The organism is Citrobacter sp. HN-141 (assembly GCF_033341895.1).
GTDB lineage: Bacteria > Pseudomonadota > Gammaproteobacteria > Enterobacterales > Enterobacteriaceae > Citrobacter.
This window is the reverse complement of the sequence record NZ_JAWPBF010000016.1, coordinates 45,499-70,660: the sequence shown is the minus strand read 5'-3', so window position 1 is coordinate 70,660 and position 25,162 is coordinate 45,499. Positions and strand designations below refer to the sequence as shown.

Annotated in this window: 21 protein-coding genes, 1 tRNA gene and 1 other RNA gene; 15 read left to right on the top strand and 8 right to left on the bottom strand. The window is 53.1% G+C overall.

The window, feature by feature from the left end:
• Positions 1 to 6: 6 nt before the first annotated feature.
• Genes hemA through kdsA form a run of 6 tightly spaced genes read left to right on the top strand, consistent with a single transcriptional unit; the run spans position 7 to position 5,312 of the window.
• Entirely contained in the window at positions 7 to 1,263 is a 1,257-nt protein-coding gene (gene hemA, locus RYZ59_RS18685) for a glutamyl-tRNA reductase (protein ID WP_040233235.1), read from the top strand.
• A gap of 41 nt (positions 1,264 to 1,304) precedes the next feature.
• A complete protein-coding gene (gene prfA / locus RYZ59_RS18680; RefSeq protein ID WP_061068026.1) occupies positions 1,305 to 2,387 on the top strand; it encodes a peptide chain release factor 1 in 1,083 nt (360 codons plus the stop codon).
• Entirely contained in the window at positions 2,387 to 3,220 is an 834-nt protein-coding gene (gene prmC / locus RYZ59_RS18675) for a peptide chain release factor N(5)-glutamine methyltransferase (protein WP_318050017.1), read from the top strand. Before prfA ends, prmC begins: the two co-directional genes overlap by 1 nt.
• On the top strand, positions 3,217 to 3,609 hold the full coding sequence (gene sirB2 / locus RYZ59_RS18670) for an invasion regulator SirB2 (RefSeq protein ID WP_202038489.1): 393 nt from the start codon (positions 3,217 to 3,219) through the stop codon (positions 3,607 to 3,609). Before prmC ends, sirB2 begins: the two co-directional genes overlap by 4 nt.
• 3 nt (positions 3,610 to 3,612) lie before the next feature.
• Positions 3,613 to 4,422, top strand: coding sequence for an invasion regulator SirB1 (gene sirB1, locus RYZ59_RS18665; protein WP_202038490.1), 810 nt, complete (start codon positions 3,613 to 3,615; stop codon positions 4,420 to 4,422).
• 35 nt (positions 4,423 to 4,457) lie between these two features.
• Positions 4,458 to 5,312, top strand: a complete 855-nt coding sequence (gene kdsA, locus RYZ59_RS18660) for a 3-deoxy-8-phosphooctulonate synthase (RefSeq protein ID WP_048211463.1) — start codon at positions 4,458 to 4,460, stop codon at positions 5,310 to 5,312.
• Between the two features lie 46 nt (positions 5,313 to 5,358).
• Here the strand turns inward: kdsA and bdcA are convergent, their stop codons facing one another.
• The gene (gene bdcA / locus RYZ59_RS18655) at positions 5,359 to 6,072 is read right to left on the bottom strand and encodes an SDR family oxidoreductase (RefSeq protein ID WP_318050010.1); all 714 of its coding nucleotides are present in this window, start codon (positions 6,070 to 6,072) and stop codon (positions 5,359 to 5,361) included.
• A 72-nt stretch (positions 6,073 to 6,144) separates the two neighbouring features.
• On the opposite strand from bdcA, the gene RYZ59_RS18650 reads away from it, so the two are divergent.
• Together RYZ59_RS18650 and RYZ59_RS18645 are read left to right on the top strand one after the other, a co-directional pair.
• Entirely contained in the window at positions 6,145 to 6,738 is a 594-nt protein-coding gene (locus RYZ59_RS18650) for a TetR/AcrR family transcriptional regulator (RefSeq protein WP_318050007.1), read from the top strand.
• A gap of 25 nt (positions 6,739 to 6,763) precedes the next feature.
• Positions 6,764 to 8,455 (top strand): amidohydrolase, encoded by a 1,692-nt coding sequence (locus RYZ59_RS18645; protein ID WP_318050004.1) that lies wholly within the window; start codon positions 6,764 to 6,766, stop codon positions 8,453 to 8,455.
• Between the two features lie 55 nt (positions 8,456 to 8,510).
• Here RYZ59_RS18645 and chaA read toward each other — a convergent pair whose 3' ends face one another.
• Positions 8,511 to 9,611, bottom strand: coding sequence for a sodium-potassium/proton antiporter ChaA (gene chaA, locus RYZ59_RS18640; protein ID WP_061068020.1), 1,101 nt, complete (start codon positions 9,609 to 9,611; stop codon positions 8,511 to 8,513).
• A gap of 403 nt (positions 9,612 to 10,014) precedes the next feature.
• Between chaA and RYZ59_RS18635 the strand changes: the two genes are divergently transcribed.
• Positions 10,015 to 10,710: a gamma-glutamylcyclotransferase gene (locus RYZ59_RS18635; RefSeq protein WP_101743259.1), complete on the top strand. Its 696-nt coding sequence runs from the start codon at positions 10,015 to 10,017 to the stop codon at positions 10,708 to 10,710.
• Between the two features lie 60 nt (positions 10,711 to 10,770).
• Here the strand turns inward: RYZ59_RS18635 and RYZ59_RS18630 are convergent, their stop codons facing one another.
• On the bottom strand, positions 10,771 to 11,016 hold the full coding sequence (locus RYZ59_RS18630) for a DUF1883 domain-containing protein (protein ID WP_042318612.1): 246 nt from the start codon (positions 11,014 to 11,016) through the stop codon (positions 10,771 to 10,773).
• A 263-nt stretch (positions 11,017 to 11,279) separates the two neighbouring features.
• Complete coding sequence (locus RYZ59_RS18625) at positions 11,280 to 11,633, bottom strand: DsrE/DsrF/TusD sulfur relay family protein (RefSeq protein WP_005126372.1); 354 nt, start codon at positions 11,631 to 11,633, stop codon at positions 11,280 to 11,282.
• Positions 11,634 to 11,855: 222 nt separating this feature from the next.
• Between RYZ59_RS18625 and RYZ59_RS18620 the strand changes: the two genes are divergently transcribed.
• On the top strand, positions 11,856 to 13,241 hold the full coding sequence (locus RYZ59_RS18620) for a YchO/YchP family invasin (protein ID WP_318050001.1): 1,386 nt from the start codon (positions 11,856 to 11,858) through the stop codon (positions 13,239 to 13,241).
• A gap of 11 nt (positions 13,242 to 13,252) precedes the next feature.
• On the opposite strand, the gene narL is transcribed toward RYZ59_RS18620, so the two are convergent.
• Positions 13,253 to 13,903: a two-component system response regulator NarL gene (gene narL / locus RYZ59_RS18615; RefSeq protein ID WP_061068018.1), complete on the bottom strand. Its 651-nt coding sequence runs from the start codon at positions 13,901 to 13,903 to the stop codon at positions 13,253 to 13,255.
• Positions 13,896 to 15,692 (bottom strand): nitrate/nitrite two-component system sensor histidine kinase NarX, encoded by a 1,797-nt coding sequence (narX, locus tag RYZ59_RS18610; protein ID WP_318049997.1) that lies wholly within the window; start codon positions 15,690 to 15,692, stop codon positions 13,896 to 13,898. The genes narL and narX overlap by 8 nt, the downstream gene beginning before the upstream one ends.
• 341 nt (positions 15,693 to 16,033) lie before the next feature.
• Here narX and RYZ59_RS18605 point away from each other — a divergent pair, with 341 nt between their 5' ends.
• From RYZ59_RS18605 to narI, 5 genes are all read left to right on the top strand, one after another.
• Positions 16,034 to 17,425, top strand: coding sequence for a NarK family nitrate/nitrite MFS transporter (locus tag RYZ59_RS18605; protein WP_137381694.1), 1,392 nt, complete (start codon positions 16,034 to 16,036; stop codon positions 17,423 to 17,425).
• Between the two features lie 516 nt (positions 17,426 to 17,941).
• Positions 17,942 to 21,685: a nitrate reductase subunit alpha gene (locus tag RYZ59_RS18600; RefSeq protein WP_318049993.1), complete on the top strand. Its 3,744-nt coding sequence runs from the start codon at positions 17,942 to 17,944 to the stop codon at positions 21,683 to 21,685.
• Positions 21,682 to 23,220, top strand: coding sequence for a nitrate reductase subunit beta (narH, locus tag RYZ59_RS18595; protein WP_318049990.1), 1,539 nt, complete (start codon positions 21,682 to 21,684; stop codon positions 23,218 to 23,220). The genes RYZ59_RS18600 and narH overlap by 4 nt, the downstream gene beginning before the upstream one ends.
• Positions 23,217 to 23,927: a nitrate reductase molybdenum cofactor assembly chaperone gene (gene narJ, locus RYZ59_RS18590; protein ID WP_318049988.1), complete on the top strand. Its 711-nt coding sequence runs from the start codon at positions 23,217 to 23,219 to the stop codon at positions 23,925 to 23,927. The genes narH and narJ overlap by 4 nt, the downstream gene beginning before the upstream one ends.
• On the top strand, positions 23,927 to 24,604 hold the full coding sequence (gene narI, locus RYZ59_RS18585) for a respiratory nitrate reductase subunit gamma (RefSeq protein WP_045443634.1): 678 nt from the start codon (positions 23,927 to 23,929) through the stop codon (positions 24,602 to 24,604). The genes narJ and narI overlap by 1 nt, the downstream gene beginning before the upstream one ends.
• 185 nt (positions 24,605 to 24,789) lie before the next feature.
• On the opposite strand, the gene RYZ59_RS18580 is transcribed toward narI, so the two are convergent.
• A non-coding RNA gene (locus tag RYZ59_RS18580) (RtT sRNA) lies at positions 24,790 to 24,920 on the bottom strand.
• A 44-nt stretch (positions 24,921 to 24,964) separates the two neighbouring features.
• Positions 24,965 to 25,049: transfer RNA gene (locus RYZ59_RS18575), tRNA-Tyr, on the bottom strand.
• Positions 25,050 to 25,162 lie beyond the last annotated feature (113 nt).

Sequence of the window (25,162 nt, the reverse complement as noted above, 5' to 3'; positions counted from 1 at the left end):
GCACACATGACCCTTTTAGCGCTTGGTATTAACCATAAAACGGCACCTGTATCGCTGCGAGAACGCGTAACGTTTTCGCCGGACACGCTCGATCAGGCGCTGGACAGCCTGCTTGCGCAGCCAATGGTGCAGGGCGGGGTAGTGCTGTCGACGTGTAACCGCACGGAGCTGTATCTCAGCGTTGAAGAGCAGGATAACCTGCAGGAAGCGCTGATTCGCTGGCTGTGTGAGTACCACAATCTGAACGAAGAAGATCTGCGCAGTAGCCTGTACTGGCACCAGGACAACGACGCCGTCAGCCATCTGATGCGCGTTGCCAGTGGTCTGGATTCACTGGTGCTCGGTGAACCACAAATTCTGGGGCAGGTGAAAAAAGCGTTTGCGGATTCGCAAAAAGGTCACCTGAACGCCAGTGCGCTGGAGCGTATGTTCCAGAAATCATTCTCCGTTGCGAAACGTGTACGCACAGAAACGGATATCGGCGCCAGCGCGGTGTCCGTCGCCTTTGCCGCCTGTACGCTGGCGCGTCAGATCTTTGAATCCCTTTCCACGGTAACCGTGCTGTTAGTGGGTGCCGGCGAGACCATCGAGCTGGTGGCGCGACATCTGCGTGAGCACAAAGTGAAGAAGATGATCATCGCCAACCGCACACGTGAGCGTGCGCAGGTGCTGGCCGATGAAGTCGGCGCCGAGGTGATTTCTCTGAGCGATATTGATGCCCGCTTACAGGATGCCGATATTATTATCAGTTCTACCGCCAGCCCGCTGCCTATTATTGGCAAGGGGATGGTCGAACGTGCGCTAAAAAATCGCCGTAATCAGCCTATGCTGCTGGTCGATATTGCGGTACCACGCGACGTCGAACCGGAAGTGGGCAAACTGTCCAACGCCTATTTGTACAGTGTTGACGACCTGCAAAGCATCATTTCGCATAACCTGGCGCAGCGCAAAGCGGCCGCCGTGGAAGCGGAAACCATCGTGGCGCAGGAAACCAGCGAGTTTATGGCCTGGCTGCGAGCACAAAGCGCAAGCGAGACCATCCGCGATTATCGCAGTCAGTCTGAACAAATCCGTGATGAACTGACCGCCAAAGCGTTGGCTGCTCTGGAACAGGGCGGTGATGCGCAAGCCATTATGCAGGACCTGGCGTGGAAACTGACTAACCGCCTGATCCACGCACCAACCAAATCACTTCAACAGGCCGCCCGTGACGGGGACAGTGAACGCCTGAATATTCTGCGCGACAGCCTCGGGCTGGAGTAGCAGTACACCAATCTCATTTTTTACAGGGTGCATTTACGCCTATGAAGCCTTCTATCGTTGCCAAACTGGAAGCCCTGCATGAACGCCATGAAGAAGTTCAGGCGCTGCTCGGGGATGCGGGAACTATCGCAGACCAGGAACGCTTTCGTGCATTGTCGCGCGAATATGCGCAATTAAGTGATGTTTCCCGTTGTTTTACGGACTGGCAACAGGTTCAGGAAGATATCGAAACGGCACAGATGATGCTCGACGATCCTGAAATGCGTGAAATGGCGCAGGATGAACTGCGCGAAGCAAAAGAAAAATGTGAACAACTGGAACAGCATCTGCAGGTTCTGCTGCTGCCAACCGATCCTGATGATGAACGTAACGCCTTCCTCGAAGTGCGTGCGGGAACCGGTGGTGATGAAGCTGCCCTGTTTGCGGGCGATTTGTTCCGCATGTACAGCCGTTACGCTGAATCGCGTCGCTGGCGGGTAGAGATCATGAGCGCCAACGAAGGCGAACATGGTGGCTACAAAGAAATTATTGCCAAAGTCAGCGGTGATGGCGTGTATGGTCGACTGAAATTCGAGTCCGGCGGTCATCGCGTACAGCGCGTTCCGGCGACCGAATCTCAGGGACGTATCCATACTTCTGCCTGTACGGTCGCGGTAATGCCGGAACTGCCGGAAGCAGAACTGCCGGATATCAACCCAGCCGATCTGCGTATTGATACTTTCCGGTCATCGGGGGCAGGGGGGCAGCACGTTAACACCACCGACTCCGCAATCCGTATCACCCACTTGCCAACCGGTATCGTGGTGGAGTGTCAGGACGAACGTTCGCAGCATAAAAACAAAGCGAAAGCGATGTCGGTGCTGGGCGCGCGTATTCGTGCCGCCGAAGTGGCCAGACGTCAGCAGGCGGAAGCCTCTGAGCGTCGCAACCTGCTGGGCAGCGGCGATCGTAGCGATCGCAACCGTACCTATAACTTCCCGCAGGGGCGTGTGACCGATCACCGCATCAACCTGACGCTATACCGTCTGGATGAAGCGATGGAAGGTAAACTGGATATGCTTATTGAGCCGATTGTCCAGGAATACCAGGCCGACCAGTTGGCGGCGTTGTCCGAGCAAGATTAATGGACTATCAGCACTGGCTGCGTGAAGCCATCAGCCAATTACAGGCAAGCGAAAGCCCGCGCCGTGATGCCGAGATCATACTTGAGTTTGTCACAGGCAAAGGGCGAACCTATATTCTGGCTTTTGGCGAAACGCAATTAACCGACGAGCAGTGTGAACAGCTGAACGCGTTGGTAGCGCGCCGTCAGCGGGGGGAGCCCGTCGCGCACTTAACCGGTGTTCGTGAGTTCTGGTCGCTGCCGCTGTTTGTTTCACCCGCCACGCTCATTCCGCGTCCGGATACCGAGTGCCTGGTTGAACAGGCACTGGCGCGTTTGCCTGCCTCGCCGTGCCGTATTCTTGATCTGGGCACTGGTACTGGTGCCATCGCGCTGGCGCTGGCGTCTGAGCGTCCGGATTGCACGGTGACAGCAGTTGACCGCATGCCGGATGCCGTCGACCTGGCAAACCGCAATCGACTGAATCTGGCCATCGACAATGTGCGTGTGTTGCAAAGCAACTGGTTCAGCGCCTTGTCGGGGCAACAGTTTGAGATGATCGTCAGTAACCCGCCGTACATCGATGAGCAGGACCCGCATCTGGCGCAGGGCGATGTGCGCTTTGAGCCACTGTCGGCGCTGGTCGCAGGCGAGAATGGTCTGGCGGATATCATACTTATCATCGATCAGTCCCGCCGTGTGTTGACCACGGGCGGTTATCTGTTGCTGGAACATGGCTGGCAGCAGGGTGAGGCGGTGCGCGATGCGTTTACCCGCGCAGGTTACCAGGCGGTTGAAACCTGTCGTGACTATGGCGGCAACGAGCGGGTTACGCTCGGGCGCATCCCATCATGAATACGTTCAGCACGCTACTCACTATTCATCTCGTTAGCATCGTGCTTTCTGTCGGGCTATTCACGTTGCGTTTTTGGTGGCGTTCTACCAATGCACGCCTTGCATCGGCGCGCTGGACGCGTATTCTGCCACCGATCATTGATACCGTTTTACTGCTCAGCGGCGTGGCGTTGATCGCTAAAACGCACATCCTGCCATTCACCGAACAGGGGACATGGCTGACTGAAAAGCTGTTTGGGGTTATCATTTACATCGTTTTGGGTTTTATTGCGCTCGATTACCGTCGGGCGCGCAGCCAGCAGGCGCGATTAATCGCATTTCCGCTGGCGCTGGTGGTGCTGTACATCATCATTAAACTCGCCACCACAAAAATACCGTTACTGGGGTAAGTCATGAGGTCGTTAGCTGATTTCGAATTTAATAAAGCGCCGTTATGTGATGGGATGATCCTGGCGTCGGAGTCAATCCGTCTGGATTTTCCAACACAAACTGTCTATGACGAACTGGAACGTCTGGTGAGTCAGGCGCAAGAAGAAATTAGCCAGCTCCTGTCTCAGGATGAGCAACTGGAAAAACTGCTGGCACTTTTTTATGGCGAATGGGGGTTTACGGACACCCACGGCGTCTACCGTCTTTCTGATGCACTATGGCTCGACCAGGTCCTGAAAAATCGTCAGGGCAGTGCGGTTTCACTCGGTGCCATCTTATTGTGGATTGCTAACCGACTGGATCTGCCGTTGGTTCCGGTGATTTTCCCGACGCAGCTGATCCTGCGTATTGAATCGCTGGAAGGTGAAATGTGGTTGATCAACCCGTTCAATGGCGAAACGTTAAATGAACACACGCTGGAAGTGTGGCTGAAGGGTAACATTAGCCCGGTTGCCGAACTGTTCAACGAGGATCTTGACGAAGCGGATAACGCGGAAGTGATCCGTAAACTGCTCGACACGCTGAAATCTTCGCTAATGGAAGAGCGGCAAATGGAACTGGCGCTGCGAGCCAGCGAAGCATTATTGCAGTTTAATCCTGAGGATCCGTATGAAATACGCGATCGCGGATTGATTTACGCGCAGCTGGAATGTGAACATGTTGCGCTGACAGATTTAAGTTATTTCGTTGAGCAGTGTCCGGAAGACCCGATCAGCGAAATGATCCGTGCGCAGATTAATACTATTTCGCACAAGCAAATTGTATTGCATTGATTAATAACACTTTACCTACCGTTTAAGGCGATCCTATGAAACAAAAAGTGGTTAGCATTGGCGACATCAACGTGGCAAATGACCTGCCGTTCGTGCTGTTTGGCGGAATGAACGTGCTGGAATCCCGCGATCTGGCGATGCGCATTTGTGAGCACTACGTAACCGTTACTCAAAAACTGGGTATCCCTTACGTGTTCAAAGCCTCCTTTGATAAAGCCAACCGTTCTTCCATCCACTCTTACCGTGGGCCAGGCCTTGAAGAAGGGATGAAAATCTTCCAGGAACTGAAGCAGACGTTTGGCGTAAAAGTGATCACCGACGTTCATGAAGCCAGCCAGGCACAGCCTGTTGCCGATGTGGTGGATGTGATTCAGCTTCCGGCATTCCTTGCGCGTCAGACCGATCTGGTCGAAGCGATGGCGAAAACGGGCGCTGTTATTAACGTGAAAAAACCGCAATTCGTGAGCCCGGGCCAGATGGGCAATATCGTGGATAAATTCCATGAAGGCGGTAACGACAAGGTTATCCTGTGCGACCGTGGTGCGAACTTTGGTTATGACAACCTGGTTGTCGATATGCTGGGCTTTAGCGTGATGAAGAAAGTTTCCGGTAACTCTCCGGTGATTTTTGACGTCACCCACGCGCTGCAGTGCCGCGATCCGTTTGGCGCAGCAAGCGGCGGTCGTCGTGCACAGGTTACCGAACTGGCTCGCGCCGGTATGGCGGTAGGCCTGGCGGGTCTGTTTATTGAAGCGCACCCGGATCCAGCCCATGCCAAATGCGACGGTCCGTCCGCGCTGCCGTTGGCGAAACTGGAACAGTTCCTCACGCAGATCAAAGCAATCGATGATCTGGTGAAAAGCTTCGATGAGCTGGACACTGAAAACTAAGAGCGTTGAACAGGCCGGGGGGTATTCTTCCGGCCTGTTATTCCCGTCAGGCGCCAAACGCGCCGTCAATAGTATGCATTGCGCCTGTCACAAACCCTGCTTCAGGGCCAGCAAGCCAGGCAACCATTCCGGCAACTTCTTCCGGTCGCCCATGTCGTTTTAGCGCCATAAAGCTGTGCATCAGCTCTTTCAACGGACCTTCTGCCGGATTGGCATCGGTATCAATTGGGCCGGGTTGCACAACGTTCACCGTAATACCACGCGGACCAAAATCACGAGCCAACCCTCTTGCCATCCCTTGTAGTGCCGACTTGCTTAACGCATAAGAAGCCATACCGGCGATGGGCATACGGTCACCGTTTACAGAACCGATAATGATGATTCGTCCACCTTCAGGCATCTGGCGTGCAGCCTCCACCGCGGCGTAGTAGGGGGCGTGAATATTAATGCGGAAAAGACGTTCAACTTCATCAGGGTCCTGATCCAGCGCGTCGCCGAACAGGATAATTCCAGCGTTAACGACCAGCACATCTAACGGGCCACTTTCCCGCACCCGTGCGATAACGTCCTCGCGTTTGGCACTGTCGGTTTGCGCCGTGCGGGTGCCAGTCTCATCGGCCAGCGCTTTGGCGGCGTCAGGAGAGCCGGAGTATGTGAAGGTGACGGATGCCCCCTCCGCGGCAAAGCGGCGTACAATTGCCGCGCCGATCCCACGACTACCACCAAGAACCAGCACCGATTTACCCTTGAATGAAGACATCAGATACTCCTTGAACAATTATGTAGTGATCGATATATAATAGCCGCATGGTTTTCTGTCAATGGATTTATAATGATCACTACAAAATGTTCGCGTGCGCCGGGGCGACCGCGTAATTTTGACCCGGAACAGGCGGTTGCGACGGTGCAACCTTTATTTCACGCCCGCGGCTACGATACCGTTAGCGTGGCGGATGTCACTCAGGTTCTGGGTATCAAACCTCCCAGTTTCTACGCTGCTTTTGGGAATAAGCTCGGCCTTTATCAGCGAGTATTGAGGCGTTACGTGCAAACCGACGCGATCCCTTTTGACGATATTTTACGTGCCGACAGGCCCGTTGCTGACTGTCTGGCAACGCTGCTTGAGGAGGCGGCTCGTCATTATGCTGCCGATCCTGATGCGACAGGATGTTTAGTGCTGGAAGGAACGCATTGCAATGATCCACAGGCACGCAATGCCGCCCGCGCGTTCTACTCGATTGCTGAAAATAAGATCCATAACTTTATTGCCCAGCGTTACCCCGCAGAGGCGAAAAGTATGACCGATTACGTCTGTACCACGATGCTGGGTTTGTCAGGAAAAGCGCGTGGCGGACACTCGCTTGAACGACTGGTATCCAGCGCGCAACTTGCCAGCCTTGCGTTTCGGCACAGGTTTCCTGATTAGCTTTGCACACAAAAGGAAGATAAACATGATGAGTAAAATGGGCCTTTGCTTCAAAACGCCCCCTCCTGCGATGCGTAATATGGCACTGGCTATAATGCTGATGGGGACATCCTCTTTGGCTTCTGCGCAGGATAAGGCTGATGTTATTTTGTATAACGGCCAGCTTATTACCATGGACGAACAACAGCCAAATGCGCAGGCTCTGGCGGTAAAAGGGCAACACATTATTGCTGTCGGAAATAATGAAGAGATTAAAAAATGGTCGGGACAGAATACGCGAGAAATTAATCTTGCGGGTAAAACGGTGATCCCAGGATTAATTGATGCGCATCTGCATGGTATTCGCGCAGGAAGGACGTTCTCATTCGAAACCTACTGGTTTGATGCCAAAACATTACCTGATGCCCTGCGCAAACTGTCGCAATCGGCAGAAGAGAAAAACGCGGCGCAGTGGGTGGCCGTGGTAGGATCATGGATACCTGAACAATTTGCCGAAAAGCGAGAACCAACCCTTCAGGAACTTAATCAGGCGCTGCCTGCAAACCCTGCATATGTTCAGAGCCTTTATGATTATGCGTTGTTAAATCAACATGCTATTGATGCTCTCAAGCTAAACAGCCCTACGCCAGCTATCCCCGCTGGAATAGTTATAGAGCGCAACGATAAAGGTTTTGCCACGGGGAAATTACGCGGCACCATTGGCAGTTTTAACCAACTTTTCGCTCAGATCAGTCAGGATAATAATGTAGGAGAAAACCTCAACGCCTTTATTCACTATTTAAATAAACGGGGCGTCGTGGGTTTTATTGACCCTTCAGCAGGGCAAGAACAGGCCTATCGCGATTTCTTTAAATTTCAGCAACAGCAGCCAATGAGGATGCGTGTTGGGTATCGCTTATCTGCACCGCCCGGTAATGAGGCCGAGTGGTTTAAACAGCGTCTGGCGTTTCGTCCGGCAGTGCATGATGATGGGAAAATATCCTTCTTAGGTTTTGGTGAAAGCCTGGTGCTGGAAATGAATGATGGCGTGCGGATGTCATCCGGATTTAGTTCATCGCCAGCTGCCAAAAAGGAACAATATAAGGTGTTACAGCTGGCGGCGCAGGAAGGTGTCCCCGTTGAAATACATGCTTATACCGATAATAGCGCAGACGCGATTTTGGATGTCATTAGCGAGGTGGCGAAATCGCATGATATTACCCAGCTTCGCTGGTCAATTGCCCATTTAAATACCGGTACGGCAGAGACGATAGCCCGGATGAAGCAATTAGGTTTAGCCTATTCCGTGCAGATGGGGCCGTATTTTGAATCTCCCGCCATTGAACGCGCTACTGGTAAAACCGTTGCAGCGCAGTCATCCCCCATTCAACCCGCACTGGAGCAAGGCGTGATCGTTGCCGGGGGGACGGATGCGACAAGAATAGGCGTTGCGGGTGTGTGGCATGCCATTGAATACCATGTGACGGGGAAAGCGCTCGACGGCTCTGTACGTGATGAGGAACGCCGGGTCAGCCGGGAAGATGCGTTAAAAATGTATACGCTAAATGCCGCCTGGCTGGCATTTGCCGAACAGCAGAGAGGGAGTTTACGCGCTGGCAAGCTCGCTGATTTTGCCGTTCTGGATCAGGATATTCTGACCGTTGCGGCAGATAAACTGCACCAGACACAAGCACTATTCACGTTTGTGGATGGCCAACAGGTCTACCCAGAGCAATAAGCATGGATAAAAAAACGGCCCTGCAAAGGGCCGTGGGTTGCACCTGAGTTGATTATCAGGCGAATATCGTCATCAGGTAGGCGATAAACAGTGCCAGATGCGCTGCACCGTTGAGCACATTGGTGCGTCCGGTGGAGAAGGAGATATGGCACAGCACCAGCGAAGAAACCATGACAATCATCTCTGGTGCGCCCAGCGCGAATACCAGGTCATTCCCTGTTGCCCACGCAATCAGTGTGACGACGGGTACGGTCAGTGAGATGGTGGCAAGTACGGAGCCGAAGAATAAATTCATCGCTCGCTGCACCTGATTGTTCAGTACCGCTTTCAATGCACCTAAACCCTCTGGGGAGAGAATAAGCAACGCCACCAGGAAACCGGTAAATGCCACGGGTGCATTCAGCTCAGTGAGTAACGTCTCCAGCGGATTGGCGTTCATTTTGGTGACGGCAATAACGGCAATCAAATGGATGACAAGCCAGGCGGCGTGCCACAGATTGCTGTGCGCTGAAGGTTTACCGTGATGTGGGTCGTCGCCGTCCCCCTCATCTTCATGCTCGTAAATGAACAGGCTCTGGTGTGTTTTGGTCTGGATCAGCAAAAATACACCGTACATTGCTGCTGAAATTAAGGCTACCAGCAGTGCCTGCGCGGTGGTGAAATTCGCTCCCGGTAATGCCATCGGGAATACCAGCACGATAATGGCCAGCGGGAATAGCGCAATTAAATACTGCTTAATACCGAACAGGTTCATATACTGGGTAGCAAATTTGCGGCCACCCAACAGTAATGAAAACCCGACCAGCCCACCGGTGACGATCATAATGATGGAATAGAGCGTATCGCGCATTAGCGTGGGCGCGGCGTCACCGGTTGCCATTAATGCGGAAATTAAACTGACTTCGAGAATAACCACCGAAAGGCTGAGAATCAGCGAGCCATAGGGTTCACCAAGCCGGTGAGCTAATACGTCTGCATGACGGACAACGCTGAATGCGCTACTTAATATACCAATAAGGGCTAGTGCGTTAATGCCGATGACCACTGGTAGTGACTGACTGCTCCCCCAAAAGAACAGTACTACCAGCGCCAAAATCGGAAAGGCGAGTGAGGTCTCCTTGTGGCGGGTTTTTACCGCCTCATGTGCATGTGTCATGTCATTAATTCTCCATCTCTGCAGGTGCTTATAATTATAAATGTATTAAAGAATGTAAAAAATAACAGATCTTTCGGTATTTCCGATCTGATTTTACGTAATTTTACGGCATGGACCATTTTTTGCTTCAAAGCGAACAAAATGGTGTGTCTTGTTTAGAGAGCATTTAAATAACAAGATGTTAGGTTTCTGAATCAATCAAAATATCACACGATGATATGCTAACGGTCGCGCCAGACCGGGACATAAAAAGAGGATATAAAGTGCCGTTGAGCCTTTGTTGCCTTGCATGCAGCCGGTGAATTGCCTATTGTCCTGGTATTGGTTTCAAAATGAGCAGTAAAAAAGCCTGGAAGGCGTCAAAAAAGTTGTCGCAGGGAAGTCGCAGTGGCGGAGGTGTAAGGTGTTAACGCGTGATTTTTTATTGAATGCTGACTGTAAGACGGCATTTGGTGATATTGAAGAATCACTACTCTGGTCGGCGGAACAACGGGCAGCCTCACTGGCCGCCACGCTTGCCTGCCGTCCAGATGATGGACCGGTGTGGATCTTTGGTTATGGATCGTTGATGTGGAACCCGGCGTTAGAGTTTGAAGAGTCCTGTACCGGGACGTTAGTCGGCTGGCATCGCGCATTTTGTTTACGCCTGACGGCAGGGCGAGGAACGGCGTGTCAGCCGGGACGGATGTTGGCCCTGAAAGAGGGGGGGCGCACTACGGGTGTGGCTTACCGTTTACCGGATGCCTCGCTGGAGCAAGAGTTGTCCCTGCTGTGGAAGCGTGAAATGATCACCGGATGTTATCTTCCAACCTGGTGTCAGCTCACGCTGGATGATGGCCGAACGGTGAGTGCGCTGGTCTTTATTATGGATCCGCGACATCCATTGTTTGAGTCCGATACCCGTGCTCAGGTTATCGCGCCGCTTATTGCTTCTGCCAGTGGGCCATTGGGAACCAACGCGCAATATCTGTTCTCGCTGGAACAGGAATTGGTGAAGTTGGGGATGCAGGATGACTGTCTTAACGATCTGGTGATTACGGTCAAAAGATTGTTGGGAGAGAACCTGCCGGAAGGCGTCATGCGACCCGGATTTGCCTAAGCGTTGCCGGGTTATCTGTTGTGTGCCCGATAAGCGTAGCTGCTTTCGGGCATTACATCATCAGGCTGCAATATAACTGATTGAATGCTCCAGAGACTGGCTGTGGCTGTCGATCAGCACGTTCCAGACGCCGGTATAGGGTACGGTCAGCCATGCGTTATCACGATTCTGCACGCTTAAAATGTCGGTCTGCGTGTCTTTGACGTGATTTTTCTCGCTCATCAGATGGATGTGACAACGCTCCGAACAGCGTACCACCACCGTATCGCCACCAAATAATTTCAAACTTGCCTTCACTAATGCCATTTTTCACCCCGTTCTTGAAAACAACGTACTTTCTGTCGAAAGTGCTGCGTGATGTTGTTCACATTTCACTCATTGCATAACACCAAAGGGGAGGGGGCAGGATGCTGATTTTGATCAAAAAATGGCATAACGGTTAAACAAAAATGACAAAATCCCTTAAAAGGGTTGAAAGGGCGAGCTTACGTTTAACGAAACCGCGCCCATCTGAGATTAAATTGGGAAATTTCCGGCACTTTCAGTACGCTTGCCTGAAAGGGTTGGCATCAGAAGGTCAAAACCTTATCTGCTGCCAGCGTCCACTGAGCCAGTTCCACCAGCGTACCGACTTCAACGCCATCAATTAACGGCAGTGCGGTGATCCCGCGGCCATCGGTACAGGTTTTGCAGAGTTTTACCGGAACGTTTTGTGCTGTCAGGATTTCCAGCATTTGCTGAATATTATAACCTTCCCCCGGTTTCTGCCCGCGCAGCCCTGCCGTGACGGCATCCGACATTAAAAACAAACGCAGGTCGAGGCTGCCCTCCTGCTCGCGCAGAGCGATGGCCAGACGCAGACTGTTGAATAACGACTCGCTTCCATAGGCTGCACCGTTCGCGATGATCACTATCTTTTGCATTTTGACTCCTGTTGTCGAATGGGAGGGATAATTACCAGCGGCTATGTTACTCCGTGTTGTCTGCTGTGGAAAATAACGGAGGGGCAAATCAGTAAGTACCCCTTTTTTCCGGGTCAGAAAAGCCTGAAAACGGGGATAAGGGCTGTAAATCATGGCTGAAGGCGTTATGGTTTAGGTTAAGTACTACGCCATAATTTATTGATGTAAGAAACAACTGACGATTTGAGCCGTTATTTTCACGCTTTTTGTGCTGTATTCACACTCTTGCTGCTGGCAGGAGGTACTGCCAGTGCGCAGTCTTCCTTCATGCAGCGTGCTGAAAACCCTTTCGATAACAACAATGATGGCTTGCCAGACCTCGGTATGGCGCCAGAATCACGCGCGGGCGAAAAACAGTTCGCTGAAGTGGTCAAAGCTTTTGGTGAAGCCAGCATGATCGATAACGGACTTGATACTGGCGAGCAAGCCAAACAGTTTGCATTTGGTCAGGTTCGCGACACGGTCAGTGAGCAGGTAAATCAACAGCTTGAATCCTGGCTTTCTCCGTGGGGGAATGCCAGCGTTGGGCTGCAGGTGGATAATGAAGGCAGTTTTACCGGCAGTCGGGGAAGCTGGTTTATTCCGTGGCAGGATAATCAACGCTTTCTGACCTGGAGTCAGTTGGGGCTTACCCAACGTGACGAAGGGCTGGTGAGTAATGCGGGGATTGGACAACGCTGGGTACGCGACGGTTGGTTGCTGGGCTACAACACCTTTTACGATAACCTGCTGGATGAGAATCTGCCGCGCGGCGGGTTTGGCGCCGAGGCGTGGGGAGAGTATCTGCGGCTATCTGCGAACTACTACCAGCCGTTTTCCTCGTGGCAGAATCATTCTTCAACACAGGAACAAAGGATGGCGCGGGGCTACGACCTTACCGCGTTGATGCGGCTACCCTTTTATGAGCATCTCAATACCAGCGTCAGCGTCGAGCAATATTTTGGCGATCGGGTGGACCTTTTCCACTCGGGAACGGGCTACCGCAACCCGGTGGCGGTAAATTTGGGACTGAGCTATACGTCAGTGCCGTTGATTACGGTGACCGCGCAGCATAAACAGGGCGAAAGCGGGATAAGCCAAAATAATCTGGGATTGACCCTCAATTATCGTTTTGGCGTTCCGCTAAAAAAACAGTTAATGGTGAGTGAAGTTGCAAGCAGCCGATCGCTGCGCGGGAGCCGTTATGACGATCCTCAGCGTAACAGCCTGCCAACGCTGGAATATCGCCAGCGTAAAACCTTATCTGTATTTCTGACAACACCGCCGTGGGATCTGAAACCCGGCGAGACGGTAGCGTTGAAATTGCAGGTGCGTAGTCAGTATGGCATCCGCCATCTGACATGGCAGGGAGACACGCAAGCATTGAGTTTAACGGCCGGAAGCCATCCTCGCAGTGCGCAGGGCTGGACGATTATTATGCCGAAGTGGGATAGCAGTGAAGGAGCAACCAACCGTTGGCGGCTCTCTGTCGTTGTGGAAGACGAGCAGGGCCAGCGTGTCTCTTCCAATGAGATCACGCTATCACTGGCCGAACCGTTTAATGCCGTTTCGGGAAATGATCCTCGTTAATACTCGCGTTATCAGAAGATGCGTTCCTGGTGCACCCATACCGCGGCTTCAACGCGTGATTTAAGCTTCATTTTCTTCAGCATATGCTTCACATGCACTTTCACCGTGCTTTCGGTGATGTCGAGGCGGCGCGCAATCATCTTGTTAGGCAGACCCTGGGCGATAAGCTTCAGAATATCGCGTTCACGCGGCGTCAACTGAGTCACATCACGATCGGAGGTCGCACGGTTTGCACGCAGGCTGGCGGCCAGAACCGGGGTTAAGGCTTCGCTCAGTACCATTTCGCCGGCGGCAGCCTGTTGCAACGCTTTCAGTAGATCTTCTGGCTCCATGTCTTTCAACAGATAGCCGTCAGCACCGCGTTTCAGGGCGGTCACTACGTCTTCTTCATGGTTGGAAACACTGAAAACGACGATGCGTCCGGACAGCGATTTCTCGCGAAGCTTATCAAGCGTTTCCAGACCGTTCATACCCGGCATGTTGAGATCTAACAGGATCAGATCGGGATCAAGGGATTCAGCCAGCTCGATACCCTGCTCGCCATTACTGGCTTCGCCGACCACGGTGATATCGGACGCCATGCTGACAAGCTGTTTTACACCGGTGCGCAGCATCGGATGATCGTCGATCAACAGGATGGTTGCCGGTTCCAGATTACTCATGGGTATCTCCTTGGACTTCTGTGAAGTTTGTTTCGGGAATAAAAGTGACAGCAACTTCGGTACCGCCTGTCTCTCGACGGCGTACACGGCAATCGCCGCGCAAGCTCTGCGCACGGTCGCGCATTATAATCATGCCGTAGTGGTTACTGCGTTCGGCGTTTTCCGGTACGCCGCAGCCGTTATCTTGAACGGTCAATTTGACCTGTTTGCCATTTTGCACCACCGTCACGATCACTTCATTGGCCTGAGAGTGTTTAAGCGCATTACTTAGGGCCTCACGGGCAATCTGCAACAGGTGGATCGCCTGATGTGAAGGGACCAGGCGCGGCGGCAGCTGATAATCCAGCTTCACCGTAAAACCAAAGCGAGCGCTGTATTCCTGGCAACTGGCTTCCAGCGCAGGCCGCAACCCAGGCTCAGTCAACTGCAAACGGAAGGTCGTCAACAATTCACGTAGCTGTGCCCAGGAGGCGTTCAGCTCGTTACGAATCTGACTTAGCAACTCACGACTGTTTTCCGGGAGCGCGTCGCCCTGCATCTGCAAACAGCTGACCTGCATCTTCATACAGGAGAGCGATTGTGCAATAGAATCATGGAGTTCGCGAGCAATGGTGGCACGCTCTTCCATCACGATCAACTGCTGCTGACGTTCCTGGTGTCTGTCCAGCGCCAGTGTTGCGGTGAGTTGTTCAACCAGAGTATCGACCAGTTGCTGCTGATCGTGACTGAGATGGCGCCCGTACGGTAAGGTGGCGAGCAGAATACCGTACTGGGTATGCGCATCGGTCAGCCGCCATTTCAGCGTAATGCCACCTTCAATGGCGGGCAGCGTGCCTCGTGGGCACAGATGACAACCTTTTTCATCGCAACTGGCATTCGACTGACAGGTAAATTCCTGATGATTATCTTCATCTTCCAGGTCATAAACCCGCAACTCAATATCGTGGAGCAGCGTTAAATTTTGCAACCCATTGAGTACCGGTGAAAGCCGCTCACACAACGGTATTTGTGAGTGCAGACGGCGGTTGGCTTGCCACAGGAAAGAGAGGATCTGGTTTTTATGTTCCAGACCTGCCGTTTTTTCCTGCACCCGCTGTTCCAGTACGGCGTAACTTTCGGCCAGTTCTTCGGACATATTGTTCAGCGCCGAACCCAGTGCCGCCATCTCATTACGTCCGCTGATATGCGCACGTTGCGTAAAATCACGCTGGCTGACGGCGCGCGCCATCGCCAGTAGTTGTTTCCATGGCTGCAACAGACGTACGCGCAGCCAGATAATCGTAAAGACCAACAGCAGAGCCATAAATACTGCCATCAGGCGATGCAGCATAACGACGCGTTCAATACGCAACTCCGTGGTATGGTCAAAGGCGGTAACCAGCTTATCCAGTCCGGTCACAAAGCGTGAAACGTCGTCGGCCACCGCATTACCCGTTTGTGCATGTTTCAGCCCAGGTGCCAGTTCGGTGTGCCAGTAATCCTGCAATGCCTTTAACTGGGCCTGCTGGCCGTCGCGTTTTGCGGCACGAGTCAGTTCAGGGCTAAACGCTGTTTGTTCCATTTCATCCAGCAGCGGTTGATCGCTGGCATCCAGCGGTACGGCAGCCAGCAAACGGTAGCTCTGCATACGTAGCGAGCCGGCTTTATTGATTGCGTGAGCGCTACCCTGAATGCCTTGTACCAGCCAACCGGAGACAGCCATACCCGCCACGCCAAGCGCGGTAGACAGTAAAACAATCAGCGCCACCTGGTTAACCAGCGTAAGCGGGGAAAGACAACGTTTAAACATGTGACTTCTTCCTTCGGGTTTTCAGTGCGCAGAAAACCTTATTGAATGACGATTCTGCTGCAGGCAGTGCCGCTATTCTCAGCGATACACTGGAGTATACCCATACCTCAAACGGGCTACCCCTTAATTGCCGACGGGGGGGGGGAGATCCCGGACGTCGGGGAGTAGGGTGCGACAGAAGCGTGAAAAACCACATCTTTTTTACCGAAGTTATGTACTCATTTAGGGTAATGATAAATTTTAGACGTTAATAATGACACCTTTTCCTTTGATTTATATCAACTTACCCCCGGCTGTAAACCCTAATGTTGCAGGCATCGAAACAAGTATCAGAGGTGTCTATGAGTCACTCATCTGCCCCGGAAAGGGCATCTGGATCTGTAATTACAGAATGGCGGCCGGAAGATCCCGCCTTTTGGCAACAAAGAGGTCATCGTATTGCCAGCCGCAACCTGTGGATTTCCGTCCCTTGTCTGCTGCTGGCATTTTGCGTATGGATGTTATTTAGCGCCGTGGCGGTGAACTTACCGAAGGTTGGCTTCAACTTTACCACCGAGCAGCTGTTTATGCTGACGGCATTACCGTCGGTTTCCGGCGCGCTGCTGCGCGTCCCGTACTCCTTTATGGTTCCCCTGTTTGGTGGACGTCGCTGGACGGCATTCAGCACCGGTATCCTGATAATCCCCTGCGTCTGGTTAGGCTTTGCGGTGCAGGATACCACCACGCCGTTCAGTACCTTTATTATTATCTCCCTGCTGTGCGGCTTTGCCGGGGCAAACTTTGCCTCCAGTATGGCGAACATCAGTTTCTTCTTCCCGAAACAGAAACAGGGCGGTGCGCTGGGCCTGAACGGTGGTTTGGGTAACATGGGCGTCAGCGTGATGCAGTTGGTTGCGCCGCTGGTGGTCTCCTTGTCCATCTTCGCCGCTTTTGGCAGCCACGGCGTTGAACAACCGGATGGCTCGCAGCTGTATCTGGCCAACGCGGCGTGGATTTGGGTGCCGTTCCTGGCGGTGATGACGCTGGCCGCGTGGTTTGGTATGAACGAACTGGCGACATCTAAAGCGTCGCTGAAAGAGCAATTGCCGGTGCTCAAACGCGGGCATCTGTGGATTATGAGCCTGCTGTATCTGGCAACCTTCGGCTCCTTTATCGGTTTCTCCGCCGGTTTCGCGATGCTGTCAAAAACGCAGTTCCCGGACGTGCAGATCCTGCATTACGCCTTCTTTGGCCCGCTGATTGGCGCACTGGCGCGTTCTGCCGGCGGGGCAATCTCCGACCGTCTGGGCGGAACACGCGTGACATTGGTTAACTTCGTGTTGATGGCCGTCTTCAGCGCCTTACTGTTCCTGACCCTGCCAACCGATGGGGTAGGTGGTAACTTTATTGCCTTCTTCGCGGTATTCCTGGCACTGTTCCTGACGGCTGGTCTGGGTAGTGGCTCAACCTTCCAGATGATCTCTGTCATCTTCCGTAAGCTGACAATGGACAGGGTGAAAGCGGAAGGCGGTTCTGAAGAGAAAGCGATGCGTGAGGCAGCGACTGACACAGCAGCGGCGCTGGGCTTTATCTCAGCGATTGGCGCGATTGGCGGCTTCTTTATTCCGAAAGCGTTTGGTACGTCTTTGGCATTAACGGGCTCGCCGGTTGATGCGATGAAAGTGTTCCTGATCTTCTATGTCGCCTGCGTGGTTATCACCTGGGTGGTATACGGACGTCATTCTAAAAAATAAAAAAGTTGTATACACAAAATCCTTCGAGCTGCATCAAGGCAGGCAAGTGAGAAATCCCCAGGAACTTACTGAAGTGAGTGGCTGGGGAGAACGAGCGCAGCCAACGCAGAAGCAGTTTAAAGGATGAAGTGTAGGTTGATTATCCATTGCGCGGTGTTAGACCGCGCTTTTTTTTGCCTTGAATTAGTTACAACATACTTTTGTATTGTGACATGACAACAGCCTGTGAGAGTAGCGCCAGGGATATGCTAAGCAGGGGGGATACCCCTTAATACCCACTTGTAAAGAATTTAACATTTGCACGAGAAGTTGTTTTAGAAATCTATATATAAATCAATAAATTATATTTAATATCAGTATCATACTTAAGGGGTATACGGAAATTAACCACCTATTTTCATCCCTGTCTGCCTTGATCGTTATCAATTATCACGCCCTTTCAGAGCGTTACCTTCACTCCCAATCAAGCAATGTCGATTTATCAGAGAGCCGTCAGGCTCCTACAGGAGAAAACCGATGAGTAAATTCCTGGACCGGTTTCGCTACTTCAAACAGAAGGGCGAAACCTTTGCCGATGGGCACGGCCAGCTTCTCAACACCAACAGGGACTGGGAGGATGGATACCGCCAGCGCTGGCAGCATGACAAAGTCGTGCGTTCAACCCACGGCGTAAACTGCACCGGCTCATGCAGCTGGAAAATCTACGTGAAAAATGGTCTGGTAACCTGGGAAACCCAGCAAACTGACTACCCGCGTACTCGTCCTGATCTGCCAAACCACGAACCTCGCGGCTGCCCGCGTGGTGCAAGCTATTCCTGGTATCTCTACAGCGCTAACCGCCTCAAATATCCGCTGATGCGCAAACGTCTGATGAAGATGTGGCGTGAAGCGAAAAGACTGCACAGCGATCCCGTTGATGCCTGGGCCTCCATCATCGAAGACGCCGATAAAGCAAAAAGCTTCAAACAAGCGCGTGGTCGTGGCGGGTTTGTCCGTTCTTCCTGGCAGGAAGTCAACGAACTGATTGCGGCATCTAACGTCTATACCGTGAAAACCTACGGTCCTGACCGCGTGGCGGGTTTCTCACCGATCCCGGCAATGTCGATGGTTTCTTATGCTTCCGGTGCTCGTTACTTGTCACTGATTGGCGGTACCTGTCTGAGCTTCTACGACTGGTACTGCGACCTGCCGCCTGCCTCTCCGCAGACCTGGGGCGAGCAGACTGACGTACCGGAATCTGCTGACTGGTACAACTCCAGCTACATCATCGCCTGGGGTTCTAACGTACCGCAGACCCGTACCCCGGATGCGCACTTCTTCACAGAAGTTCGCTACAAAGGGACCAAAACTGTCGCGATTACGCCGGACTATGCAGAAATCGCCAAGCTTTGCGACCTGTGGCTGGCGCCGAAGCAGGGGACTGATGCCGCAATGGCGCTGGCGATGGGCCACGTTATGCTGCGTGAGTTCCATCTCGACAACCCAAGCCAGTACTTTACCGACTACGTGCGTCGTTACACCGACTTCCCGATGCTGGTGATGCTCGAAGAGCGTGACGGGTATTATGCGGCGGGTCGTATGCTGCGTGCGGCGGATTTGGTCGATTCTCTGGGCCAGGAAAACAACCCGGAATGGAAAACTGTCGCGATTAACAGCAACGGCGAGATGGTTGCGCCGAACGGTTCAATCGGTTTCCGCTGGGGCGAAAAAGGTAAATGGAACCTGGAGCAGCGCGACGGTACGTCTGGTGCCGAAACTGAACTGCAACTTAGCCTGCTGGGTAGTCAGGATGACATCGCGGAAGTCGGTTTCCCGTACTTCGGTGGCGAAGGGACTGAACACTTCAATAAAGTCGAACTGGAAAACGTTCTGCTGCATAAACTGCCGGTTAAACGACTGCAGTTGGCCGATGGCTCTACGGCGCTGGTGACCACCGTTTACGATCTGACTATGGCTAACTACGGCCTTGAGCGTGGTCTGAATGATGAAAACTGCGCGACCAGCTACGATGACGTAAAAGCGTATACCCCTGCGTGGGCAGAAAAAATCACCGGTGTTTCACGTTCTCAAATTGTGCGTATTGCCCGTGAATTTGCTGATAACGCCGATAAAACCCACGGACGTTCGATGATCATCGTCGGTGCGGGTCTGAACCACTGGTATCACCTCGATATGAACTATCGCGGCCTGATCAACATGCTGATTTTCTGCGGCTGTGTCGGTCAGAGCGGCGGCGGCTGGGCACACTATGTGGGCCAGGAAAAACTGCGTCCACAGACCGGCTGGCAGCCACTGGCGTTTGCACTTGACTGGCAGCGTCCTGCGCGTCACATGAACAGTACGTCCTACTTCTATAACCACTCCAGCCAGTGGCGCTATGAGACGGTAACAGCGCAAGAATTGCTGTCGCCGATGGCGGATAAATCCCGCTATAGCGGTCATCTGATCGACTTCAACGTGCGCGCCGAGCGTATGGGCTGGTTGCCGTCCGCACCGCAGTTGGGGACTAACCCGCTGTACATTGCGCGTGAGGCGGAAAAAGCGGGGATGACACCCGTCGATTACACCGTTAAATCTCTGAAAGACGGTTCTATTCGCTTTGCGGCAGAACAACCAGAAAACGGTAAAAACCATCCACGTAACCTGTTTATCTGGCGCTCTAATCTGCTGGGTTCATCCGGTAAAGGCCATGAATACATGCTGAAGTATCTGCTGGGTACTGAGCACGGTATTCAGGGACTGGATCTGGGTAAACAGGGCGGCGTGAAACCAGAAGAAGTGGAATGGCAGGATAATGGTCTCGACGGCAAGCTGGATCTGGTGGTGACGCTGGACTTCCGTCTGTCGAGCACCTGCCTGTATTCCGACATCGTGCTGCCAACGGCCACCTGGTATGAAAAAGACGACATGAATACCTCGGATATGCATCCGTTTATTCATCCGCTGTCTGCTGCTGTTGACCCGGCCTGGGAATCGAAAAGCGACTGGGAAATCTACAAAGCTATCGCTAAGAAATTCTCTGAAGTTTGTGTCGGTCACCTTGGTAAAGAAACCGACGTGGTGACACTGCCTATCCAGCACGACTCTGCTGCTGAACTGGCGCAGCCGCTGGACGTGAAAGACTGGAAAAAAGGCGAATGCGACCTGATCCCTGGCGTCACCGCACCGCACATCATGACCGTTGAGCGTGATTATCCGGCAACTTACGAGCGCTTCACCTCTATCGGCCCGTTGATGGACAAAGTCGGTAACGGTGGTAAAGGGATTGCCTGGAATACCCAGAGCGAGATGGAGCTGCTGCGTAAGCTCAATTACACCAAGGCAGAAGGTCCGGCGAAAGGCCAACCTTGTCTTAATACAGCCATTGATGCCGCTGAGATGATCCTGACGCTGGCACCGGAAACGAATGGCCAGGTCGCCGTTAAAGCCTGGGCTGCGCTGAGTGAATTTACCGGCCGTGACCATACGCATCTGGCACTGAACAAAGAAGACGAGAAGATTCGCTTCCGTGATATTCAGGCGCAACCGCGCAAAATCATCTCCAGCCCGACCTGGTCAGGTCTGGAAGATGAACACGTTTCTTATAACGCCGGTTACACCAACGTTCATGAGCTAATCCCATGGCGCACGCTGTCTGGTCGCCAGCAGCTGTATCAGGATCACCAGTGGATGCGCGACTTCGGTGAAAGCCTGCTGGTCTATCGTCCGCCAATCGACACCCGTTCGGTGAAAGAGGTGATGGGCGAGAAGTCCAATGGCAACCCTGAAAAAGCGCTCAACTTCCTGACGCCGCACCAGAAATGGGGTATCCACTCTACCTACAGTGACAACCTGCTGATGCTGACGTTAGGTCGCGGCGGTCCGGTTGTGTGGATGAGTGAAGCCGATGCGAAAGATTTGGGCATCGAAGATAACGACTGGATCGAAGTTTTCAACAGCAACGGTGCCTTAACTGCCCGTGCCGTTGTCAGCCAACGTGTGCCGGCCGGGATGACCATGATGTACCACGCGCAGGAACGTATTGTGAACCTGCCTGGTTCAGAAATTACCCAGCAGCGTGGCGGGATCCATAACTCGGTAACGCGTATTACGCCGAAACCGACCCACATGATCGGCGGCTATGCACATCTGGCCTACGGCTTTAACTACTACGGCACCGTAGGGTCGAACCGTGATGAGTTCGTTGTGGTACGTAAGATGAAGAACATTGACTGGTTGGATGGTGAAGGCAATGACCAGGTACAGGAGAGCGTAAAATGAAAATTCGTTCACAAGTCGGCATGGTGCTGAATCTCGATAAGTGCATCGGTTGCCACACCTGTTCAGTAACCTGCAAAAACGTCTGGACCAGCCGTGAAGGTGCCGAATATGCCTGGTTCAACAACGTTGAAACGAAGCCAGGAACGGGCTTCCCGACTGACTGGGAAAACCAGGAAAAATGGAAGGGCGGTTGGATCCGTAAAATCAACGGCAAGCTGGTGCCGCGCATGGGTAACAAAGCGCTGCTGCTGGGTAAAATCTTTGCTAACCCGCATCTGCCGGGCATTGATGATTACTACGAGCCGTTTGATTTCGACTACCAGACGCTGCACAACGCGCCCGCTGACAGCAAAGCGCAGCCGATTGCCCGTCCGCGCTCGCTGATCACCGGTCAGCGTATGGATAAAATCACCAAAGGTCCGAACTGGGAAGATGACCTCGGCGGTGAGTTCGAGAAGCTGGCGAAGGACAAAAACTTCGAGAACATGCAGAAGGCGATGTACGGCCAGTTCGAAAACACCTTCATGATGTATTTGCCGCGTCTGTGCGAGCACTGCCTTAACCCGGCGTGCGTGGCGACCTGCCCGAGCGGTGCCATCTACAAGCGTGAAGAAGATGGCATCGTGCTGATCGATCAGGACAAGTGCCGCGGCTGGCGTATGTGCATCACCGGGTGTCCGTACAAGAAGATCTACTTCAACTGGAAGAGCGGTAAATCTGAGAAGTGCATCTTCTGCTATCCGCGTATCGAAGCGGGCCAACCGACGGTATGTTCTGAAACCTGTGTTGGTCGTATTCGTTACCTCGGCGTGTTGCTGTATGACGCCGATGCTATCGAAAGCGCTGCCAGCACCGAGAACGAGAAAGATCTGTATCAGAGTCAGCTGGACGTATTCCTCGATCCAAACGATCCGGCGGTGATTGAACAGGCACTGAAAGATGGCATTCCGCTGAGCGTAATCGACGCGGCCCAGCAGTCGCCGGTATACAAAATGGCGATGGACTGGAAGCTGGCGCTGCCGCTGCACCCGGAATACCGCACGTTGCCGATGGTCTGGTATGTTCCGCCTTTGTCACCAATTCAGTCTGCGGCTGACGCAGGTGAGCTGGGTAGCAACGGTATTCTGCCAGACGTGGACAGCCTGCGTATCCCGGTTCAGTACCTGGCGAACCTGCTGACTGCGGGTGATACCCAGCCGGTACTGCGGGCGCTGAAACGTATGCTGGCGATGCGTCACTACAAACGCGCAGAAACCGTAGACGGTAAAGTTGATACCCGTGCGCTGGAAGAGGTCGGGCTGACCGAAGCTCAGGCGCAAGAGATGTATCGTTACCTGGCGATTGCTAACTATGAAGATCGTTTTGTGATCCCGAGCAGCCATCGCGAACTGGCGCGTGAAGCATTCCCGGAGAAAAGTGGTTGTGGTTTCACCTTCGGTGATGGTTGCCACGGTTCTGATACGAAATTCAATCTGTTCAACAGTCGCCGCATCGATGCTGTCGATGTGACTAGCAAAACGGAGCCGCACCAATGATTGAACTCGTCATTGTTTCGCGTCTGCTTGAGTACCCGGATGCTGCCTTGTGGCAGCATCAGCAGGAACTTTTCGATGCACTCGCGTCATCTGAAAACCTGGACAAAGAGGATGCCCAGACGCTGGGCGTTTTCCTGCGCGATTTAACTGCGCAGGACATGCTGGATGCGCAGGCAAGCTATAGCGAACTGTTTGACCGTGGCCGTGCGACGTCGCTGCTGCTGTTTGAACATGTTCACGGTGAATCCCGCGATCGCGGCCAGGCGATGGTTGATCTGATGGCCCAGTATGAGCAGCACGGACTACAACTGGATAGCCGCGAATTGCCTGATCACTTGCCGCTGTATCTGGAGTACCTTGCACAGTTGCCAAAAAGCGAAGCGTTAGGTGGCTTGCAGGATATAGCCCCGATTCTGGCGCTGCTCAGTGCGCGTCTGCAACAGCGCGAAAGCCGTTACGCGGTGCTGTTCGATCTGCTGTTAAAACTGGCGAATACCGTTATCGACAGTGACAAAGTGGCCGAAAAAATTGCGGATGAAGTTCGTGACGACACGCCGCAGGCACTGGATGCTGTTTGGGAAGAAGAGCAGGTGAAATTCTTTGCCGACCAGGGATGTGGTGAGTCTGAAATTTCTGCTCACCAGCGTCGTTTTGCCGGGGCCGTTGCGCCGCAGTACCTGAACATCACCACCGGAGGACAGAACTAATGCACTTCCTGAATACGTTCTTCTTTGACATCTATCCGTATATTGCGGGTTCTGTCTTTCTGATTGGCAGCTGGTTACGCTACGACTACGGTCAGTATACCTGGCGTGCAGCTTCCAGCCAGATGCTGGATCGCAAAGGGATGAACCTTGCGTCAAACCTGTTTCACATTGGGATCCTCGGCATCTTCGCGGGTCATTTCCTGGGGATGCTGACGCCGCACTGGATGTACGAAGCGTGGTTACCGCTTGAAGTGAAGCAAAAGATGGCGATGTTTGCCGGTGGTGCCAGTGGGGTGATGTGCCTGGTGGGGGGCGTGCTGCTGCTGAAACGTCGTCTGTTCAGTCCGCGCGTGCGTGCAACGACCACGGGTGCCGACATTCTGGTGCTGTCTGTTCTGGTTATCCAGTGTGCGCTGGGCCTGCTGACCATTCCGTTCTCGGCTCAGCATATGGACGGTAGCGAAATGATGAAGCTGGTGAACTGGGCGCAATCAGTGGTGACCTTCCACGGCGGGGCGTCTCAGTATCTGGATGGTGTGGCATTCATTTTCCGCATGCACCTGGTATTAGGTATGACGCTGTTCCTGCTGTTCCCGTTCTCGCGTCTGGTACATATCTGGAGCGTGCCAGTCGAGTATCTGACACGTAAGTATCAGATTGTGCGCGCCCGTCATTAATATCGCATTGCAACGTACCAAACCCCGCTTCGGCGGGGTTTTTTTATGCCAGTTCGCCGGATGGCGGCGTAACCGCCTTATCCGGCCTACGCGGACACCAGCTCTCTGTCGGCCTGATAAGCGTAGCGCATCAGGCAAATAAAGGGCATTGCAGTTGGATTGTGTGTTGATTCTTTATGAAGTGATGGTGGTGGGGGAAGGATGACTCAGCGCTACGCGCTTCGCCCTTCGGGTCGTTGCCTGCGGCAACGCTTTCTCGCTACGCTCGAATCGAACCTTAGTCGAAGCTTCTCATCCTTCCCACATCGGAAGAATATGAGGTATTGCAGATTGATTTTGTGTTGGTATTTTATGAAGTGATGGTGGTGGGGGAAGGATTCGAACCTTCGAAGTCGATGACGGCAGATTTACAGTCTGCTCCCTTTGGCCGCTCGGGAACCCCACCAGGGGTAATTCAAATTGTAGGCAGTGCTTGAAGATGGTGGTGGGGGAAGGATTCGAACCTTCGAAGTCGATGACGGCAGATTTACAGTCTGCTCCCTTTGGCCGCTCGGGAAC

Coding starts and splice junctions, on each gene's coding strand:
- hemA (WP_040233235.1), top strand. CDS start 7: ATGACCCTTTTAGCGCTTGGTATTAACCATAAAACGGCACCTGTATCG.
- prfA (WP_061068026.1), top strand. CDS start 1,305: ATGAAGCCTTCTATCGTTGCCAAACTGGAAGCCCTGCATGAACGCCAT.
- prmC (WP_318050017.1), top strand. CDS start 2,387: ATGGACTATCAGCACTGGCTGCGTGAAGCCATCAGCCAATTACAGGCA.
- sirB2 (WP_202038489.1), top strand. CDS start 3,217: ATGAATACGTTCAGCACGCTACTCACTATTCATCTCGTTAGCATCGTG.
- sirB1 (WP_202038490.1), top strand. CDS start 3,613: ATGAGGTCGTTAGCTGATTTCGAATTTAATAAAGCGCCGTTATGTGAT.
- kdsA (WP_048211463.1), top strand. CDS start 4,458: ATGAAACAAAAAGTGGTTAGCATTGGCGACATCAACGTGGCAAATGAC.
- bdcA (WP_318050010.1), bottom strand. CDS start 6,072: ATGTCTTCATTCAAGGGTAAATCGGTGCTGGTTCTTGGTGGTAGTCGT.
- RYZ59_RS18650 (WP_318050007.1), top strand. CDS start 6,145: ATGATCACTACAAAATGTTCGCGTGCGCCGGGGCGACCGCGTAATTTT.
- RYZ59_RS18645 (WP_318050004.1), top strand. CDS start 6,764: ATGATGAGTAAAATGGGCCTTTGCTTCAAAACGCCCCCTCCTGCGATG.
- chaA (WP_061068020.1), bottom strand. CDS start 9,611: ATGACACATGCACATGAGGCGGTAAAAACCCGCCACAAGGAGACCTCA.
- RYZ59_RS18630 (WP_042318612.1), bottom strand. CDS start 11,016: ATGGCATTAGTGAAGGCAAGTTTGAAATTATTTGGTGGCGATACGGTG.
- RYZ59_RS18625 (WP_005126372.1), bottom strand. CDS start 11,633: ATGCAAAAGATAGTGATCATCGCGAACGGTGCAGCCTATGGAAGCGAG.
- narL (WP_061068018.1), bottom strand. CDS start 13,903: ATGAGTAATCTGGAACCGGCAACCATCCTGTTGATCGACGATCATCCG.
- narX (WP_318049997.1), bottom strand. CDS start 15,692: ATGTTTAAACGTTGTCTTTCCCCGCTTACGCTGGTTAACCAGGTGGCG.
- RYZ59_RS18605 (WP_137381694.1), top strand. CDS start 16,034: ATGAGTCACTCATCTGCCCCGGAAAGGGCATCTGGATCTGTAATTACA.
- RYZ59_RS18600 (WP_318049993.1), top strand. CDS start 17,942: ATGAGTAAATTCCTGGACCGGTTTCGCTACTTCAAACAGAAGGGCGAA.
- narH (WP_318049990.1), top strand. CDS start 21,682: ATGAAAATTCGTTCACAAGTCGGCATGGTGCTGAATCTCGATAAGTGC.
- narJ (WP_318049988.1), top strand. CDS start 23,217: ATGATTGAACTCGTCATTGTTTCGCGTCTGCTTGAGTACCCGGATGCT.
- narI (WP_045443634.1), top strand. CDS start 23,927: ATGCACTTCCTGAATACGTTCTTCTTTGACATCTATCCGTATATTGCG.